The 17,899-nt window shown below is 34.1% G+C and carries 19 protein-coding genes; 9 read left to right on the forward strand and 10 right to left on the reverse strand.

The features are described 5' to 3' along the window. Nucleotides 1–158 precede the first annotated feature (158 nt). Together AACZ49_RS14170 and AACZ49_RS14175 are read left to right on the forward strand one after the other, a co-directional pair. Entirely contained in the window at nucleotides 159–524 is a 366-nt protein-coding gene (locus tag AACZ49_RS14170) for a helix-turn-helix domain-containing protein (protein WP_339656170.1), read from the forward strand. A gap of 171 nt (nucleotides 525–695) precedes the next feature. Then, entirely contained in the window at nucleotides 696–2,288 is a 1,593-nt protein-coding gene (locus tag AACZ49_RS14175) for an amidohydrolase (RefSeq protein ID WP_339656173.1), read from the forward strand. A 126-nt stretch (nucleotides 2,289–2,414) separates the two neighbouring features. Here AACZ49_RS14175 and AACZ49_RS14180 read toward each other — a convergent pair whose 3' ends face one another. Then, the gene (locus AACZ49_RS14180) at nucleotides 2,415–3,629 is read right to left on the reverse strand and encodes a methyltransferase domain-containing protein (RefSeq protein WP_339656176.1); all 1,215 of its coding nucleotides are present in this window, start codon (nucleotides 3,627–3,629) and stop codon (nucleotides 2,415–2,417) included. A gap of 155 nt (nucleotides 3,630–3,784) precedes the next feature. Here AACZ49_RS14180 and AACZ49_RS14185 point away from each other — a divergent pair, with 155 nt between their 5' ends. Continuing rightward, nucleotides 3,785–4,807: a YCF48-related protein gene (locus AACZ49_RS14185; protein WP_339656178.1), complete on the forward strand. Its 1,023-nt coding sequence runs from the start codon at nucleotides 3,785–3,787 to the stop codon at nucleotides 4,805–4,807. A 1-nt stretch (nucleotide 4,808) separates the two neighbouring features. Here the strand turns inward: AACZ49_RS14185 and AACZ49_RS14190 are convergent, their stop codons facing one another. The 7 genes from AACZ49_RS14190 to AACZ49_RS14220 all read right to left on the reverse strand — a co-directional run bounded on the left by AACZ49_RS14190 (nucleotide 4,809) and on the right by AACZ49_RS14220 (nucleotide 11,539). Then, nucleotides 4,809–5,246 carry a hypothetical protein gene (locus AACZ49_RS14190; protein WP_339656181.1) on the reverse strand — a complete coding sequence of 146 codons (438 nt, stop codon included), beginning with the start codon at nucleotides 5,244–5,246 and terminating at the stop codon, nucleotides 4,809–4,811. Next, entirely contained in the window at nucleotides 5,239–5,745 is a 507-nt protein-coding gene (locus AACZ49_RS14195; RefSeq protein ID WP_339656184.1) for a hypothetical protein, read from the reverse strand. Before AACZ49_RS14195 ends, AACZ49_RS14190 begins: the two co-directional genes overlap by 8 nt. A gap of 33 nt (nucleotides 5,746–5,778) precedes the next feature. Then, a complete protein-coding gene (locus AACZ49_RS14200) occupies nucleotides 5,779–6,321 on the reverse strand; it encodes an RNA polymerase sigma factor (protein WP_339656187.1) in 543 nt (180 codons plus the stop codon). Nucleotides 6,322–6,439: 118 nt separating this feature from the next. Continuing rightward, entirely contained in the window at nucleotides 6,440–8,269 is a 1,830-nt protein-coding gene (locus AACZ49_RS14205) for an ABC transporter transmembrane domain-containing protein (protein ID WP_339656190.1), read from the reverse strand. After that, entirely contained in the window at nucleotides 8,269–9,978 is a 1,710-nt protein-coding gene (locus tag AACZ49_RS14210; protein ID WP_339656192.1) for a phospho-sugar mutase, read from the reverse strand. Before AACZ49_RS14210 ends, AACZ49_RS14205 begins: the two co-directional genes overlap by 1 nt. Nucleotides 9,979–10,017: 39 nt before the next feature. Continuing rightward, nucleotides 10,018–10,980, reverse strand: coding sequence for a glycosyltransferase family 2 protein (locus AACZ49_RS14215; RefSeq protein WP_339656195.1), 963 nt, complete (start codon nucleotides 10,978–10,980; stop codon nucleotides 10,018–10,020). 34 nt (nucleotides 10,981–11,014) lie between these two features. Continuing rightward, nucleotides 11,015–11,539 carry a DUF4199 domain-containing protein gene (locus tag AACZ49_RS14220; protein WP_339656198.1) on the reverse strand — a complete coding sequence of 175 codons (525 nt, stop codon included), beginning with the start codon at nucleotides 11,537–11,539 and terminating at the stop codon, nucleotides 11,015–11,017. A 181-nt stretch (nucleotides 11,540–11,720) separates the two neighbouring features. Here AACZ49_RS14220 and AACZ49_RS14225 point away from each other — a divergent pair, with 181 nt between their 5' ends. The 3 genes from AACZ49_RS14225 (at nucleotide 11,721) to mtaB (ending at nucleotide 14,718) form a co-directional block, all read left to right on the forward strand. Then, nucleotides 11,721–11,993, forward strand: coding sequence for a type B 50S ribosomal protein L31 (locus AACZ49_RS14225; RefSeq protein ID WP_339656200.1), 273 nt, complete (start codon nucleotides 11,721–11,723; stop codon nucleotides 11,991–11,993). Nucleotides 11,994–12,136: 143 nt separating this feature from the next. Continuing rightward, nucleotides 12,137–13,312, forward strand: coding sequence for a GlmU family protein (locus AACZ49_RS14230; RefSeq protein WP_339656203.1), 1,176 nt, complete (start codon nucleotides 12,137–12,139; stop codon nucleotides 13,310–13,312). A 77-nt stretch (nucleotides 13,313–13,389) separates the two neighbouring features. Then, complete coding sequence (gene mtaB, locus AACZ49_RS14235) at nucleotides 13,390–14,718, forward strand: tRNA (N(6)-L-threonylcarbamoyladenosine(37)-C(2))-methylthiotransferase MtaB (RefSeq protein WP_339656206.1); 1,329 nt, start codon at nucleotides 13,390–13,392, stop codon at nucleotides 14,716–14,718. Nucleotides 14,719–14,753: 35 nt separating this feature from the next. Here mtaB and AACZ49_RS14240 read toward each other — a convergent pair whose 3' ends face one another. Beyond that, nucleotides 14,754–15,050, reverse strand: coding sequence for an N-acetyltransferase (locus AACZ49_RS14240; protein ID WP_339656209.1), 297 nt, complete (start codon nucleotides 15,048–15,050; stop codon nucleotides 14,754–14,756). A 177-nt stretch (nucleotides 15,051–15,227) separates the two neighbouring features. Here AACZ49_RS14240 and AACZ49_RS14245 point away from each other — a divergent pair, with 177 nt between their 5' ends. Further along, on the forward strand, nucleotides 15,228–15,890 hold the full coding sequence (locus AACZ49_RS14245) for an alpha/beta hydrolase (RefSeq protein WP_339656212.1): 663 nt from the start codon (nucleotides 15,228–15,230) through the stop codon (nucleotides 15,888–15,890). A 61-nt stretch (nucleotides 15,891–15,951) separates the two neighbouring features. After that, a complete protein-coding gene (locus AACZ49_RS14250) occupies nucleotides 15,952–16,908 on the forward strand; it encodes a lytic transglycosylase domain-containing protein (protein WP_339656215.1) in 957 nt (318 codons plus the stop codon). 2 nt (nucleotides 16,909–16,910) lie between these two features. On the opposite strand, the gene AACZ49_RS14255 is transcribed toward AACZ49_RS14250, so the two are convergent. Beyond that, nucleotides 16,911–17,426 carry a DUF2892 domain-containing protein gene (locus AACZ49_RS14255; protein ID WP_339656218.1) on the reverse strand — a complete coding sequence of 172 codons (516 nt, stop codon included), beginning with the start codon at nucleotides 17,424–17,426 and terminating at the stop codon, nucleotides 16,911–16,913. A gap of 251 nt (nucleotides 17,427–17,677) precedes the next feature. Between AACZ49_RS14255 and rpmH the strand changes: the two genes are divergently transcribed. Further along, a complete protein-coding gene (rpmH, locus tag AACZ49_RS14260; protein WP_027067351.1) occupies nucleotides 17,678–17,845 on the forward strand; it encodes a 50S ribosomal protein L34 in 168 nt (55 codons plus the stop codon). The last annotated feature ends 54 nt before the right edge of the window (nucleotides 17,846–17,899 follow it).

Raw genomic sequence — 17,899 nt, forward strand, 5'->3', positions numbered from 1 at the left:
TTAGGTGTGAGTGAAATTTTTTAAGAATTTTAAATAGTCTTAAAACTAGATTATTATTTTAAAATAAGTAAAAGTCTGTGTTTAATACTTATTTGAAAATCATATTTTCATTAAATTTGAATAAACTAAACGATTTCGTTAGAAGTAAAATCATTACTATGACACAACAAAAATCACACACGAACGCATTATCGTATTGCATGGATATGATAGGAGGAAAATGGAAACCAGTTATACTCTTTCATGTTTCTAAAGGGATTAATCGATTCAATAAATTGTTTAATGAAATTGAAGGTATAAACAGGCAAATGTTGAGTAAGCAATTAAAAGAACTTGAAAAATCAGGTGTTTTAGAACGAACACTATTTTCTGAAATTCCACCACGGGTAGAATATACGTTAACACCTTTAGGAAAATCACTTATGACCGTTGTGCAGGCAATGAATCGATGGGGACAAAAGCAACAACAAGAGGTAAAGGTCCCAAAAAAAATGGAGACAAAGCAAGTGACATTATTTGAGTAGTAATAAGTTTATTTCTTAGTCTTTTACTTTTTCAAATAAGTAAAAATGTGATTTTAATAGTGCTGAAAATCTAAATCGAATCATTTAGGTTTTGAATTCCATAAAAATTGGAGTAGGCCACTTTTGTGAGACTGAAATTATGTATCTTTTACTAACTAATTCAAAACTAACATGAATCAAAAAACTACATTAGTTGCAATTGCATGCTGTCTGCTCGCACTTAACGGTATCTATTCGCAAAAGAAAAAATCAAACAAACAAATTGAAAAACTGAAATCTGAGGTTGCCCTAATTGTTGAGGATAATAAAAAGCAATCTCAAGTTATGGTTGATAAAATTTTCAGTTTTTCTGAACTAGGATTCCAGGAAGTTGAATCTTCTAAATACCTTACTGGAATTCTAAAAGAAAACGGATTTGAAATTGAAAATTCGATTTCGGGAATTCCAACAGCTTGGTTTGCCACATGGAGCAATGGTGAGGGTCCAATTATTGCGTTAGGTAGTGATGTCGATTGTATCCCAAAAGCCTCCCAATATCCTGGTGTTGCTTACCATAAACCTATTGTAGACGGTGCCCCAGGGCATGGCGAAGGTCATAATTCTGGTATTCCAATGAATATCTCATCAGCATTGGCGGTAAAACAAATTATGGAGCGCGAGGATATTGGAGGTACGCTTATAATTTGGCCAGGTATAGCAGAAGAGTTGGTCGCGGCAAAAGCATGGTATGTGAGGGACGGACTTTTTGATGATATCGATATGTGCATTTTTACGCATGTTGGTAATAATCTAGGGGTTTCATATGGGCCAACAAGAGGTACTGGATTAATATCGGTTGAGTATGCTTTTGAAGGAGAAGCTGCACATTCCGCAGGTTCGCCTTGGCGAGGTAAAAGTGCATTGGATGCTGCGGAGTTAATGAATATTGGATGGAATTATAAGAGAGAACATTTACATCCTTTAAAACGCTCGCATTCTATTTTTACAGATGCTGGTGATCAGCCTAATGTAGTGCCTTCAAAAGCGGCTATTTGGTTTTATTTTAGGGATATAAAATATGAGGGAATTATGGAAATGTATGCTTTGGCAAACGATATGGCCAAGGGTGCAGCTTTAATGACAGGAACGACGATGACCTCTAAAGTATTGGGTACTGCTTGGCCACGTCATTATAATAAAGTGATAGCGGAAACCATGTATTCAAATATTAAAGAAGTTGGGTTACCTAAATGGTCAGATGCGGATCAAACATTAGCTAAGGCCGTTCAAACAGAGGTGAATTCAGAAAAAATAGAAGGCTTGCCCATAAAATTAGACACAATCGGACTACCCGTAATAGACCCGATTAGTGGAGGCTCAGATGATATAGGTGATATTTCATGGAAAGTGCCAACGGTAACCTTAAGATATCCTTCTAACATTCCTGGGCTACAAGGGCATCACTGGAGTAATGCGATAGCTATGGCGACCCCAATTGCACATAAAGGTGTCGTAGCAGGTGCAAAAGTAGAAGCGATGACGATTTTAGATTTTTTATTGAAGCCAGATTTATTAAAAGATGCTTGGGGTTATTTTAATAACGAGCAACAGAAAGAAACAAAGTACGAGCCTATGATTTCTGAAAGTGATATGCCGCCAATTTATTTAAATAAGGATAAGCAAGATCAGTTTAGGCCAGCTTTAGAGAAGTTCTATTACGATGAAACTAAATATGATACCTATTTAGAGCAATTAGGTGTAGAGTATCCAACGTTAAAAAAGTAATGAACTCTGCTTAATTTAAAGCATAAAGTGGTCTATAAAAATCAAATAAAAAAAGCCTTTCAGTTTTGAAACTAAAAGGCTTTTTTTATTTTTAAGTCCTTATGAAAGAATACTAAATTATTTTGTTTAGACACTCTTTTCTAACAATGCCATAAAGAAGCCGTCATAACCACTTTTTGAGGCATATATTTTTTTGTCTTTCACTAATTTAAAATCTTTTCCTTCCTCAGAGCTTAAGAACGATTTTACTTGATCACTGTTCTCTTGCGGTAGAATTGAGCAAGTTGCATAAACCATTTTTCCGCCAGGTTTAACAATTTTACTGTAATTCCTAAGGATTTCCTGTTGTGTTTTAATGATTTTGTCTAAAAAATCCGGCTGCATTTTCCACTTAGAATCTGGGTTTCTTCTTAAAACACCTAGTCCTGTACAAGGTGCATCAATTAAAACTCTGTCTGCACTTCCGTACAATTTTTTGTAAACCTTAGAAGAATCAATTTCTCGCACTTCAATATTATGAGCTCCGTTTCGTCTGGCGCGTCTTTTTAATTCCTTCAACTTACTTCCGTAAATGTCCATGGAAATCAACTGCCCTTTATTTTCCATTAAAGCAGCCAAATGAAGAGATTTACCACCAGCACCTGCACAAGTATCAACTACTCTTTGCCCTGGTTCAACATCTAAAAATTCTGCAACCAATTGAGATGATGCATCTTGTACCTCGAACATCCCATTTTTAAAGGCTTCGGTAACAAAAACATTTGCTCGTTCGACAAGTTTTAAGGCTGAAGCATAACCCTTTATAGGCTCAGCAACAATGTTTTCATCTAATAATGCCTTACGTAATTCTTCTTTCGTAGTTTTTAAAGTATTGGTGCGTAAGATTACCTCGGCTGGCTCATTAAGTTTGGCAATTTCTTCGGTCCATAATTTATCTCCTAAAGCCTTTTCTCCTAATTCATCAATCCAGTCAGGAATAGCTTCTCTAAACTTTCTAATTTGCGAAAGTTCATCGAATTTTCCTTTAATTCTTCTTTCGGGCGTAGGTTCAATCTGTTTCCAATCAGGTAACTTAATTCCTTTAAGTACAGCCCAAACAGCCCACATACGAAACAGATCTGGTCTACTAAAAGGAGCTTTTACCTCTGCTATTTCAGCGTATAATCTTTTATAACGAACCATTTCATAGGTCGTTTCTGCGATAAAACCACGATCACGTGCTCCCCATCGTTTGTCAAAGCGAAGTACTTTTTGCACGACTTTATCGGCGTACTCGTTTTCATTGAATATGAGGTTTAATGCGTCAATAACGGCAAACACCAGATTTCTGTGTAATTTCATTTGAAGTGATATTTATTTACTTGGCTAGAAGATTATTACCATTACTTGATATGCTATCTAGAGTAAAATGGCGGTAGTCCTCAAAAATTGTGGCTGCAAAGGTATTGTTTTAGAAGCGATTCCATTTATTTTTGAAGAACTTTATACCTTTCCTTATGCGCTATGCCTTACTAATTGTTATTTTAATGGTCTCATGTTCTAAGAATGTAGAGCCTATTAAGTTTAGTTCAGTTACTGTTACTGATATTTATACAGATTCGTTAAGTGTTAGGGCAATAGAACTTATGGGAAATAGCTTAGCTTTCGCTGCCAACAAAGGAACATTTGGTACTATAGATTTAACTACTGGGAAAGTACGGACGAATATTGAAAAGTATCATACCAAAATTCCTGAATTTAGAGCGGTTGCACATACATCAACAGACTTTTTTATGTTATCGGTAGAATCACCTGCACTATTATATAAAACAGGTGAGAATGGGAGAATGGAGCTCGTTTACAAGGAGGAGGGAGAAGGGGTTTTTTATGATGCTATGACCTTTCTGAATGATAAAGACGGAATTGCAGTTGGAGATTCTGTAGATGGATGTTTAAGTATTATCATTACTTCGGATGGAGGCGCAACTTGGTCTAAGATATCTTGTATGCAATTGCCAGCGGGTATAGAGGGCGAAGGCGCATTTGCTGCTAGTAATACGAATATTGCAACAATAGGAAATGAAATTTGGATTGGCACTACAAGTGGTCGCGTTTTACACTCAAAGGATAAAGGAAAAAAATGGGATATAACTCAAACCCCGTTGCGTAGTGAAGAACCTACGGAAGGAATTTATTCAATTGATTTTAATAACAATAAATTAGGTGTTGCGATAGGCGGTGATTATACAAAACCTGATACTGCAAAGGAAAATAAAGCGATTACCAAAGACGGAGGAAAAACGTGGCAATTATTAGCAGATGGTAATAAACCAGCATATAAAAGTTGTATTCAATTTGTTCCTGGTACCAATGGTAATGGAATTGTAGCAGCTGGCTTTAATGGCATTTCGTATTCATTTGATATGGGTGTCAATTGGAAAGAATTATCGAAAGAGTCATTTTATACCTTAAGATTTCAAAATGACTCAGTTGCCTATGCTGCCGGTAAAAACAGAATTTCTAAACTCGTTTTTAAATAACTTATTTCCCACCTCTGTTTTGCCTGTATTGTTTAATTAAGTCACGCTTAAAATCTTCTTCAGCTTTTAATAATAACAATGCTTTTTTGGCGGATGTAACCTTGCTGACCTTAATTAAAAATGCTTTGTCCAATTCTTCTTCATCTTCTTCAATAGAAATCTTAAGTGTCAATAATTTTTTAGACTCTTCTTCAGATAAATCGTCGCTACTTTCTAGCTTGTCTTTTATTTGGCTATGCTCTTTACGAATTAATGCATGCCTTTTTTCTTCATACTCATTGTAGATAGGCCAGAATTCTTGAGCTTCTTTACTGTCAAGGGACAATTTCTCTGTAATATATGCCACTTTTAAGGACTTTATTTTTCCCCAATCTTTTCTGTGTTGGCCAAACGATATAGCCGTAAAAAGCATAAAAATTGATAGTATATACCTATTCATTGTCTTGTAAATTAAGTTCTTCAAAATCAATCGTATTATCATTTAAATAATCCAAAATATTTTCATTCTCTAAAGTTGAATTTAACATGTTTGAAAATTCAGTATCTGTAAAGGGCAGAACTTCTGCAATCTCATAAGATGTTAAATCAAATTCATTATTTTCGAAATAGGCTTCTATATCCGTATTTGCTAAAGCACTAAAACTTAGTTCTTCTGTACTATTCCAATCATAACCGAAAAAGATTATGAATATAGCAGCAATAGATGCGACAATGGCCATGATTTTATTATAAGGATAAAGAGGTATTACTTTAGTCTCCTTACTAAGTTTGTTAGTCAACTTATCATTAAACATATCAAAATAGTTATCAGGAACTGTAAAACCTCTTGCCTTCGGCATAGTGGTTTGTTCAGTCGATAATTTATCCACTAATCTTTCTTCAAAACTATCGAAATAGCCTTGAGGAGTATTAAACGGAATTTTGCTTTTCTTTTTCATGATATTAATTTGACTTTCAAAGACATAAAAGGTTTAATCTATTTTTAAATACTGTTCCAATTTTTTAACAGCTAAGTGATAAGAAGCTTTTAGACCACCAACCGAAGTGTCTAATATTTGTGAAATTTCTTCATATTTTAATTCCTGAAAATATTTCATATTAAAGACGAGTTTCTGCTTCTCCGGCAAAGTAGCAATCCCTTGTTGAAGCTTTAATTGAATTTCATCGCCTTCAAAATAAACGTCTGCTTGTAAGTTAGATACTAATTTCTCTTGATAATCTTCATCGGTTATACCTTGCATTTTTGCTCTTTGCTTAATAAAGCTTAAAGCTTCGTTAGTTGCAATTCGGTACATCCAAGAAAAGAGTTTGCTATCTCCCTTAAACCCATCAATGTTTTTGTAGACTTTAATGAATGTATTCTGCAGAACATCATCCGCATCGTCATGATTTAATACTATTCCACGAATTTGCCAATACAAACGTTCTTTGTACGTGTTCACCAATACCTCAAAAGCTTGCGCTTGCGTGTTCTTGGTTTTTAAATCCTGTACTAGTGTTTCCTCTACAATCAATTTGAATTGATGTTTATTTGGTAATTAGACGATAATAATAGCTAAAGGTTTAATTTACAATCAAATTTTGGATGAATTAAGAGCTTTGGTGGTAGTTGTTTTCTTTTGAAATTTAAAATTAAGCACTTAAAGTCTGCATTTGAACTAGTTTCTTGTAGGTTCCATTCAGTTCTAATAGTTCAAAGTGTGTACCTTGTTCCACAATTTCCCCTTTGTGAAGCACAACAATGGTATCCGCATTTTGAATTGTAGATAGCCTGTGAGCAATAACGATAGATGTTCTGTTTTTCATCATTTTTTCTAATGCATCTTGTACCAATCGTTCGCTTTCTGTATCTAATGCAGAAGTTGCTTCATCTAGAATCATTATTGGAGGATTCTTTAAAACAGCCCTAGCAATAGATAGTCGCTGTTTTTGTCCGCCACTTAATTTATTGCCGCTATCACCAATATTCGTTTCATAGCCATTGGGTAGGCTTACTATGAAATCGTGTGCATTGGCAATCTTTGCAGCTGCAATAATTTCTTCGTCAGTTGCATTTTCTTTTCCTAAACCAATATTGTTTTTAACAGTATCATTAAATAAGATGGAATCTTGGGTAACTAACCCCAAAAGACCACGTAATGACTTTTTTGAAAGGTTTTTGATGTTATTTCCGTCAATACTAATGTCTCCTTCATTAACATCGTAAAAGCGAGTAACAAGATTGGCAATAGTACTTTTGCCGCTACCAGATTGCCCTACTAAAGCAACAGTTTTACCTTTTTGTACTGTTAAGTTGAATTTTTTTAGAACGTAATCATCCTCATATTTAAAAGAGATGTTATTGATATGTACGGATTGGTTGAAGGTCTCTTGATTGATAGAATCATTAATTTCAGCTATTGGATTTTCTGTTTCAAGTATTTCCAATACACGTTCAGCGGCAGCATTTCCTTTTTTAACGCCATAAGATGCCTTGCTTATTGCTTTTGCAGGAGTTAATATTTGATAGGAAAGTGTCATATAAGTTATAAAGAGTTCTGCTTCCAATGTTTTTTCGACGAGAACCATTTGACCACCATACCAAAGTATTACCCCAATTGCTGCAATACCAAAAAACTCACTTGTTGGTGATGCTAAATTTTGTCTATTGAGTAAGCTATTAGAAAAATTAAAAAATCTTTTAGTAGAGGATTGAAATTTTTTAGCAAATACAGATTCTGCATTAAATGCTTTAATAACTCGCAAACCACCTAATGTTTCTTCTAAAATGGATAAGAAATAACCCTGCTCTTTTTGAACCTTATCAGATTTTCTTTTCAAAGATTTACCTATCAATGAGATTAAAAATCCTGAAAGAGGAAGAAATAAAAACACAAATAATGTCAGTTTAGGACTTATGGAAAGCATAGCTATAATCGTAAAGATTATCGTTAGTGGTTCTCTGACTATAAGTTCTAATATTGATAAAAACGAATGTTGGATTTCTAATACATCTGAAGTTATACGGGCAATAGTATCACCTTTTCTTTTTTCGGAATAATAGGATATAGGCAGTTCTACTGTCTTGTTATACAGTTCATTACGCAAATCTTTAAGTACGCCGTTACGTAAAAATGTAATGAAATACATGGCTAAGTAATTAAAAAGGTTCTTTAAAAGGAACATGGTGATAATTAAGCCTACCATAAGCATAAGAACTTCGCCTGGGTCGCTATTTTCACTTTTTTCGGTAACGAAATAGTTTAGGTATTCGGTGCCAAAATCCTTCAAATCGGAAATTCCATTCCATATAGGCTTGGTGTAAACTTTTTCCGTCTGGTTAAAAAGAACTGTCAACATTGGAAATAATGAAATCATTGCCAATGTTGAAAACAGTGCATAAAAGATGTTAGATATAATATTTAAAACCGCATATATCTTATAAGGCTTCGCAAATCGAAGAATCTTTTTGAAATAATTCATTAACCTAAGTTAAGCTCAGTAAGAATGCTCTTGATCTTATTGTCAAGCTCAACTGAGACTTTTTTATAATTCTCTGCTTTATCCAGTTTTGTATTGGTGCTTATATAAAACTTCACTTTAGGCTCAGTACCACTTGGCCTAGCGGCTATTCTAGTACCATCTTCAGTCTCGTAAATAAGTACATTGGATTTTGGTATGTCGATCACTTTTTCTTCACCTGTCAACACATTTTTAGCCGTTGAAGTATTATAATCTTCAATCCATTTTACCTTAGAGCCAGCAACAGATTCCACGGGATTTTCTTTAAAGTCCTTTAGCATCTGCTTAATTTCTTCGGCACCGCTAATTCCTTTTTTAGTAATAGAAACTAAATGTTCTTTATAGAAACCATAGTCAACATAACATTGAATTAAGTCTTTGTAAAAAGAGCTACCGTTAGCTTTCGCTTGGCTAGCAATTTCACAAGCCAATAGGGTAGAGGTAACTGCATCTTTATCACGAACAAAATCTCCCACCATATACCCAAAACTTTCTTCTCCACCACCAACAAATTTAGATTGTGGAAAATCTTTTATCATTTTACCGATCCATTTAAAGCCGGTAAGTGAAGTTTTGAATTCTACGCCATATGCTTTTGCCATAGCTTCCATCATGGGTGTAGAAACAATAGTTGTGGCTATAAACTCATTACCTTTAAATCCTTTAGCTTTCACTTTGTCTAAAAGAAATTTTGTCATAAGCACCATTGCTTGGTTGCCATTAACAATTTCCATTTTACCCTCAAGATTACGAACAGCAATTCCTAAACGGTCACTATCAGGATCTGTACCAACAACCATATCAGCACCAATTTCTTCGGCTTTTTTAACGGCCATAGATAAAGCTTCAGGTTCTTCAGGATTTGGTGATTTTACCGTTGGGAAGTTACCGTCTGGTTTAGCTTGTTCTTCTATAATAGTTACATTTTCATACCCAGCTCGTTTAAGTACTTCTGGAATGGCTGTAATAGATGTTCCGTGAAGTGATGTAAAAACAATTTTAAAATCATCTTTTCCATCGGCATTAAAGTTCCCATTTTGAACAGATTGTTCAATAAAGGCTTCATCTATTTCTTTATCGACAACTTGAATAAGATTTTCATTTGCTTTAAATTTAATATCTTCAAAATCAAGTGAATTGATTTCCGCTATAATTGCACCGTCCTGTGGTGGCACTATTTGCCCTCCATCGGTCCAATACACTTTATAGCCATTATATTCGGGTGGGTTATGCGATGCTGTCAAAACAATACCTGCGTGGCAGTTTAAATGTCTTACGGCAAAAGAAAGTTCTGGCGTAGTACGCAAATCAGAAAACAAGTAAACTTTAATATTATTGGCAGAGAAAACTTCTGCTACCGTTCGAGCCAGTGTATCGCTATTATGACGACAATCAAAAGCTATTACCACTTTGATTTTCTCTTCTTTATATACTTTGTTAAGATAATTACTAAGACCTTGTGTGCTTTTTCCTAATGTATATTTGTTAATACGATTTGTGCCTACACCCATAACACCTCTCATGCCACCAGTACCGAACTCCATATTTTTGTAAAAACGATCGTTAAGTTCTTCTTTATCGTTAGCTATAAGATGTTCTATTTCTTTTTTAACGGCTGGGTCAAAAAAATCGGTTAGCCAACTTTTGGCGGTATCTAGGATTTTATCCATAGTAAAAATGTTTTATGTGCTATTAAGTTAATGAGAATTTTACTTTTCTGAAAGAGTGGTGTTTATTTCTTCTGATACAATATACCTATTTTCTTCCTTTTTAGAACGTATTAAAATTTCACCTAGAAAACCAGCTAAGAATAATTGGGTACCTATTACCATGGCTACTAATGAAATATAAAATTGTGGGCGGTCTGTTATTAGTCTTCCGAACGGATTTATGAATAATTTATCGATTCCTAAATAGATAGCAAATCCGAATCCTATTAAGAACATTAGTACACCCAGTGCTCCAAATAGATGCATAGGTCGTTTCCCGAACCTTGATACAAACCAAATGGTTAATAAATCTAGAAAGCCATTAATAAAACGCTCCATACCGAATTTTGTTTTACCATACTTACGGGCCTGATGTTTAACCACTTTTTCTCCAATTTTTGAAAAACCAGCATTTTTTGCCAGTACAGGTATGTATCTGTGCATTTCACCAGAAACCTCGATATTTTTTACAACATCTCTAGCGTATGCTTTTAGGCCACAATTAAAATCATGTAAACGAACACCCGAAGTTCTTCTTGCTGCCCAGTTAAATAATTTTGAAGGGGTGTTTTTGAAGATTATAGAATCGTATCGCTTCTTTTTCCAACCAGAAACCAATTCATAACCCTCTTCAGTAATCATATGGTATAGTTGCGGTATTTCTTCAGGATTATCTTGCAGGTCTGCATCCATGGTAATGATAACATCTCCGCATACCGCTTTAAAACCGGCATGCAATGCTTGCGATTTTCCATAATTGCGTAAAAAATGGATTCCTTTAACTGATGGATTATTTTTTGATAATTCGGATATTATATCCCAAGATTTATCGCTGCTGCCATCATCTACAAATAGTATTTCATAAGAAAAACGATTGGATTGCATTACGGATACAATCCAATCATGAAGTTCTTTAAGTGACTCTTCTTCGTTAAGTAATGGAATTACTATGGATAATTGCATGCTTTAAATAAAGTATTCCAGTCAAAAGTACGAATTAGTTAAGGTTTTCATTCTTTTTTAAAACCAATGCAGGAATTAAGGAAAGTACAAAGCCAATTACTACGCTGAATATTAGGCCAAAAACTATTTGCATAGTGGGTGTTGTAAATGGTTTACCCATTTCCATTTGTGCCTCTACTTGCTCCATGGTCATTTTGGTGGTCTCTAATAATTGATTTTTTTGAAACTCCATAGCCTTACTCATCATGTCGGGGTCAATAACATTGGCCATAATCTGATTGAATATTACGCCAATAATACCTCCAATCAAACAAACACCAACACCTATCTTGAGGGCTTGTCCAAAGCTCATAAATCCACTATTCGCTTTTTTAAATTGAATCATTGCTATAATTATCATAGCTAATGACAATACCAGACTTATAGACATAACAGCAAAACCACCTTGGTAGTGCATGTCTACCGTATATAGCATAAATGCAAATATGATACTGATAACTCCAAGAAGTAATCCAAAATTTAAGGCGAATTTTCCAGTTTTAGGTTTATTTTCTTCCATGTTCTTAAATATTTAAAGGTTGATTTTCTTATTAGTATAACGATAATGAAGAATGTTACAAATATGATGAGAAATTATTTTAATATTTTTTACTTTTTCTAATAGTTCATTTATAGTTTTTCACTAAATTTGCACGCTTAAAATGAGTGCCCGTCGGAATGGGTGCGTTAAATTTTTTAAAATGAAAAAAGATATACACCCAGAAAATTATAGGATTGTGGCCTTTAAGGACATGTCTAACGAAGAAGTATTTTTGACAAAATCAACAGCAGACACTAAAGAGACTTTAGAGGTTGAAGGTGTTGAGTATCCATTAGTAAAATTGGAAATTTCAAGAACTTCACATCCATTTTACACTGGTAAAGCTAAATTCTTGGATACTGCTGGTCGTATCGACAAATTCAAGAACAAGTACAAGAAATTTACCAAAGAAGAGAAAAAAGAAGAAGAATAGAAATATTATTTCTTTCAAATATAAAACGCCTTCGAAACTTTCGAGGGCGTTTCTGTTTCATTCAACTTGGTTAATATGATAGTTATCCATAAAATATTAAAGCTCTAGGGATATTCGTTAATTTTGAAAAAAAATCATCTTGTATGAACTATATTCTTTTTGATGGTCCGCGTAGAAATCATTTGTTACCCTTCACCTTTACGCGTCCAGTTGCTGAAATTCGTGTAGGCATTATGACATTGAGAGAACGTTGGGACGCATTTTTAAAGGTTTCCACTTCTTCGCTTACAGAAGATTATTTGAGTGTTAAATTTCCAACTAACTTAGAGAATAATAACATATTTATCGATGCATCAGTTTTACCTACTGTTGAATTGGTGAAGGCAGTTCATTCTTTGAGAATAGGTGAAAAGTTAATGTCGAACGAGCTTCTTTTGGCATATTCTAGCGATAAGCCAAAAAGTTTAGTGCAGGTGAATGAGTTTGATTGTATTGAATTCACTAGTGATTTTCTGCAGATTAAGAATACATGGGATATTTTCGATAAAAATGCTGAGATTTTACAATCTGATTTTGATTTCCTTACCAAAGGAAGAACAAGTCAGCCAATTTCTAAGACCAATCATTTAATACATCCAGAGCGAATATTTTTAGAGGAAGGCGCAAAAGTTGAATTTAGTATTTTGAATGCTACCGACGGACCTATTTATTTAGGAAAAGATTCTGAAATTTGGGAAGGTAGCTTAATTAGAGGTGGTTTAGCGCTTTGTGAGCATGCGATTGTGAAAATGGGCGGTAAGATTTATGGAGCAACTACCATAGGGCCTTATAGTAAAGTGTGTGGTGAGATTAGTAACTCGGTAATTTTTGGGTATTCTAGTAAAGGGCATGAAGGTTATTTGGGTAATGCGGTATTAGGTGAGTGGTGTAATATAGGTGCAGATTCAAATAATTCGAACCTTAAAAATAATTACGCTAAAGTGCGTTTGTGGGACTATGCAACAGAACGTTTTGAACAAACTGGCTTACAGTTCTGCGGACTTATGATGGGTGATCATAGTAAGACGGCAATTAATACCATGTTTAATACGGGTACGGTAATTGGGGTAAATTCAAATATATACGTACCAGGGTTTCCTAGAAATTTTATTCCAAGTTTTAGTTGGGGTGGTGCATCTGGGTTTACCGCTTATTTACCCGAGAAGGCTTTTGAGGCTGCTAAGGTTATGATGGCTAGAAGAGGAGTTGAGTTTAATGAAGTTGAAGCCAATATTCTTAACCATGTTTTTGAAATAACTAAAAAATGGAGAAAGTATTAAAATTAAAATTCGGAGCGTTGGGTCTTTTTAGGCCTAATGAAGTTTAAGTATTTTTGCACTTTCAAAGAAATGATTAGATGAAGAAAAAGGTAGCTTTTTACACGTTAGGATGTAAGTTGAATTTTTCAGAAACATCAACCATAGCCCGTAGCTTTACTGATGAGGGTTTTGACCGGGTGGATTTTTCAGAAAAGGCCGATATGTATGTTATCAATACCTGTTCGGTAACCGATAATGCAGATAGGAAATTCAAAACCATCGTAAAAAAGGCACAAAAAATCAATCCCGATGCTTTTGTAGCGGCCGTTGGTTGCTATGCACAATTAAAACCAGAAGAGCTAGCTGATGTTGATGGTGTAGATTTAGTTCTAGGCGCCACTGAAAAATTTAAGATTACAGATTATATAAATGACCTGACTAAGAATGACCATGGAAAGGTGCACTCATGTGAAATTGCCGATGCTGATTTTTATGTAGGTAGTTATGCAATTGGCGATAGAACAAGGGCATTTTTAAAGGTACAAGATGGTTGTGATTATAAGTGTACCTATTGTACAATTCCATTGGCTCGAGGTATTTCTAGAAGTGATACTTTGAATAATGTTTTGAAAAATGCTGCTGATATTGCAGCACAAGGCATTAAGGAAATTGTTTTAACGGGAGTTAATATAGGTGATTATGGTAAGGGTGAATTTGGAAATAAAAAGCATGAACATACCTTTTTAGATTTAGTAGAAGCTTTAGATGAAGTAGAAGGCATTCATCGCTTACGAATATCTTCTATAGAGCCTAATCTTCTGAAGAATGAGACGATAGAATTCGTAGCTCAAAGCAAAACTTTTGTGCCACATTTTCATTTACCATTGCAAAGCGGGAGTGATTCATTGCTAAAGTTGATGAAGCGAAGGTATATGACTAATTTATACAAAGAACGTGTTTCGAAAATTAGAGAAGTAATGCCAAATTGCTGTATAGGTGTTGACGTCATTGTCGGCTTTCCTGGTGAGACCGAGGAGCATTTTTTAGAGACCTATCATTTTCTCAATGATTTAGAGATATCCTACCTACATGTTTTTACGTATTCGGAAAGAGATAATACATTAGCGGCTACGATGGATGGGGTAGTACCGATTAAAGTTAGAAATAAAAGAAGTAAAATGTTACGTGGCCTTTCTGTGAAGAAAAAAAGAGCTTTTTATGAAAGTCAAATAGGCAATAAGTTGACCGTGTTGTTTGAAGGTGAAAATAAAGAAGGGTATATCAATGGCTTTACAGAGAATTATGTAAAAGTTAAAACTCCTTGGAATCCTGAATTGGTAAATACGCTTCACCAGATAAAACTTACAGATATAGATAAAGATGGACTGGTCAGGTTTGAATTTTCTAAAGAGACAATAGAAGTATAAAAAAAAGCCTTTCATTTGAAAGGCTTTTTAATTTTTTAGATTCGAATACCGATAGGTAACATTTCTTTGTACTGTAATCGATTTTTTCTTAAAAATCCTGCTATATGAGGACTTGTAGGAACAACTCTAAGGTTTCTTTCTTGAATTGAGCTTAGAACGGCTTTGATGAAGTTTTCTCTAAAATGTTCATCAGTAATCTCTTCAGGAACCACTAGTTTTGTAAGGAACACTTTACGTTCTTGAGAAGAGTATTCTATTCTTGCAAGATGTCCATTTATTGTAGTTTCAAATTGGCGCAGAAAAGAATTGTCTTTAATAATAACATCGTTCATATAGATTATTTTAGTGTTTCTACTAGACAAAAAAATTACGATGTTCTCATATCGTAATTTGTCGTAAGTGAAATGCTGTAAAGATTATTACCTAATATTACTAGGTGTTTTTCGCATTCTTTTACAAAAGTAGTTAAAAAATCCCTAATTTCCTAGCTTTTACTACGTTTCATAACTATGATTGATAATAGAATTCATGTGTATTGTATGCCAGGTATGGCCGCAAGTTCTGCTATTTTTGAGTATATTGAACTTCCACCGGATAAATTTGAATTACATTTTTTGGAATGGACTATTCCCACAGTTGGTATTTCATTTACAGAATATGCACAAAATATGTGCTCTAAGATAGCGGATGAGAATATTGTTTTGTTAGGGGTTTCTTTAGGCGGACTTTTAGTTCAGGAAATGTCAAACTTTATTCATGTAAGAAAAGTGATTATAGTATCAAGTGTTAAAACTAGATATGAACTTCCAAAACGAATGTTGTTTGCGCGTTACACAAAAGTGCATAAATTATTGCCTACTGGTTTGATTAGTAATGTTGAATTATTGGCTAAATATGCGTTTGGAGAAAGTGTTGCCAAAAGGCTTTCATTATATGAGCGATACTTATCAATTCGCGATAAGAGCTATATAGATTGGTGTATTGATCAATTGGTAAATTGGAAGTGTGTAAAGCCTTGCGACAATATAGTGCATATACAAGGTGAAAATGATAACGTTTTTCCAATTTCTAATATTACCGATTGTTTAATGGTATTAAATGGAACACACACCATGATAATACATCGTGCTAAATGGTTTAACGAGAACTTGCCAACAATTATTTTGGAATAAGAAAGTTCTATATATCTTTGATAGTAAGAATAAAGGATGCGATAATTAAAAAAAATAGGTCATGAAAATTATAAAAAATATATTGATGTTGTTGGGTGTGGTATTTGTTGCGGGAACATTAATATTTGCAGTGCAGGGTACCGATGCTGTTTCTGTGAACAATCATTTTGTCGTAAATGATAGTGTTCAGGAAAATGTGGTTAAATCCTATAAAATTTCGTCAATTGATATACCTGATAATTTAAATTTCGCAGGCGAAGTTGTTCCTCAAGAGGATCCTGAAATTATGGAGCGCGTTGATCGTGAATTTTTGGTGAATACTTATTGGCAATCGAATGCTTTGTTATTAATGAAAAGAGCTCATAAATTCTTTCCGATTATTGAGCCAATACTTGCTAAAAACGGAATTCCTGATGATTTTAAATATTTAGCGGTTGCCGAAAGTGGTTTAACGAACGTTGTTTCACCCGCAGGTGCAACAGGATTTTGGCAAATTATGAGAGAGACGGGAAGAGAGTATGGCCTTGAAGTAAATTCAAATGTTGATGAACGTTATCATTTAGAAAAATCAACAGAAGTAGCTTGTAAGTATTTGAATAGATGGAAAAATAAATATGGGAGTTGGGCTTTGACAGCTGCTGCGTATAATGCAGGACCAGGAGCTATTAATAAATATATGGGTATTCAGCAAGTTGATAATTATTGGGATTTGTTGTTGGGTGATGAAACGGGTAGATATGTATTTAGAATAATGGCTATCAAAGAGATTTTAGCTAATCCTGAAAAGTATGGTTTCCATATTGAAAAAGAAGATATGTACGAAGCTGTACCAACCTTTACAGTCGAAATCGATAAACCAGTTAGTGATTTTGCAGATTTCGCACAGCAGTATGAAATCAATTACAAGATTTTAAAACGTCACAATCCGTGGTTAAGAGAACCGCATTTAAACAATGGTTCTGGCAAAAAATACACTGTTGAAATTCCTAATAAAGGATATTACCGAGAAACAAAATAGATTTAAATTTTTTTCATTTGTTGCTGCATCATCTTAATTTGGTCAGTCAGCATATTATTCTTATCTAATTTTTTAGCTTCGTTCAATAGGGTGGTGGCTTCTCTTTTACGGCGCTTTTGCATGGCAATACCAGCAAGACTAAGTTTAGCCATAGCTACATCATAATCCATTGTTAGGCCTAGTTTCAATGCTTTTTTGAAATACTTCTCCGCCTGAGTTAAATTGGTTTGAGAAAATATGATACCATGTAGATAGTTGTAATAACCTTGTTGTTTAACGGTTAATGCTGCTTTGGGTTTCTTGATTTTATCCAACCAATTTTTAGTGCCAGTTAAATCTTGCTTGCGCATTCTTAAAAATGCTAGAAGAATAATTTCATTTCTAAAATAAAGAAAGATAAAAATCGAGGATAAAAGTAGAAGAGAAATGCCATTTCCAATATTACCCTCTATAAATTGATAAATAGCAAAAGCTATTATTAGTCCTGCAATAACCAATTTTAAATTTTTATTGAACATATAATGTAGATTTTATCTGAATGAAAACTGATATAAAATTCTTTAGGAAATAGAAACTCTATTGAAATAGGTAACTACAGCGTTTAATTTTAATTCTGGCAAAATTAGTTAAAAGCTAGGTTTTCAGAGGTACGGATTAATAAAAAAATTTTTTTTCATAACCCTTGCCAAAGAAAAAACTCTTTGTATATTTGCGCCCAGTTTCACAGAGGATTCTGTAAAATATCAAAATAATAGAAAAGGTTTAAGAGATGCCCGGACAAAAAAGAACATATCAGCCGTCAAAAAGAAAAAGAAAGAACAAACATGGTTTTCGTGAGCGTATGGCTTCCGTAAATGGTAGAAAGGTTCTTGCAAGAAGAAGAGCAAAAGGAAGAAAGAAATTGACTGTTTCCTCTGAAACAAGACATAAAAAATAATGATTGCATAGTTTTTAAAATATATAGGTGTTACTTTTCTGAAAGTAGCACCTT

The organism is uncultured Maribacter sp. (genome assembly GCF_963975365.1).
Lineage (GTDB): Bacteria > Bacteroidota > Bacteroidia > Flavobacteriales > Flavobacteriaceae > Maribacter.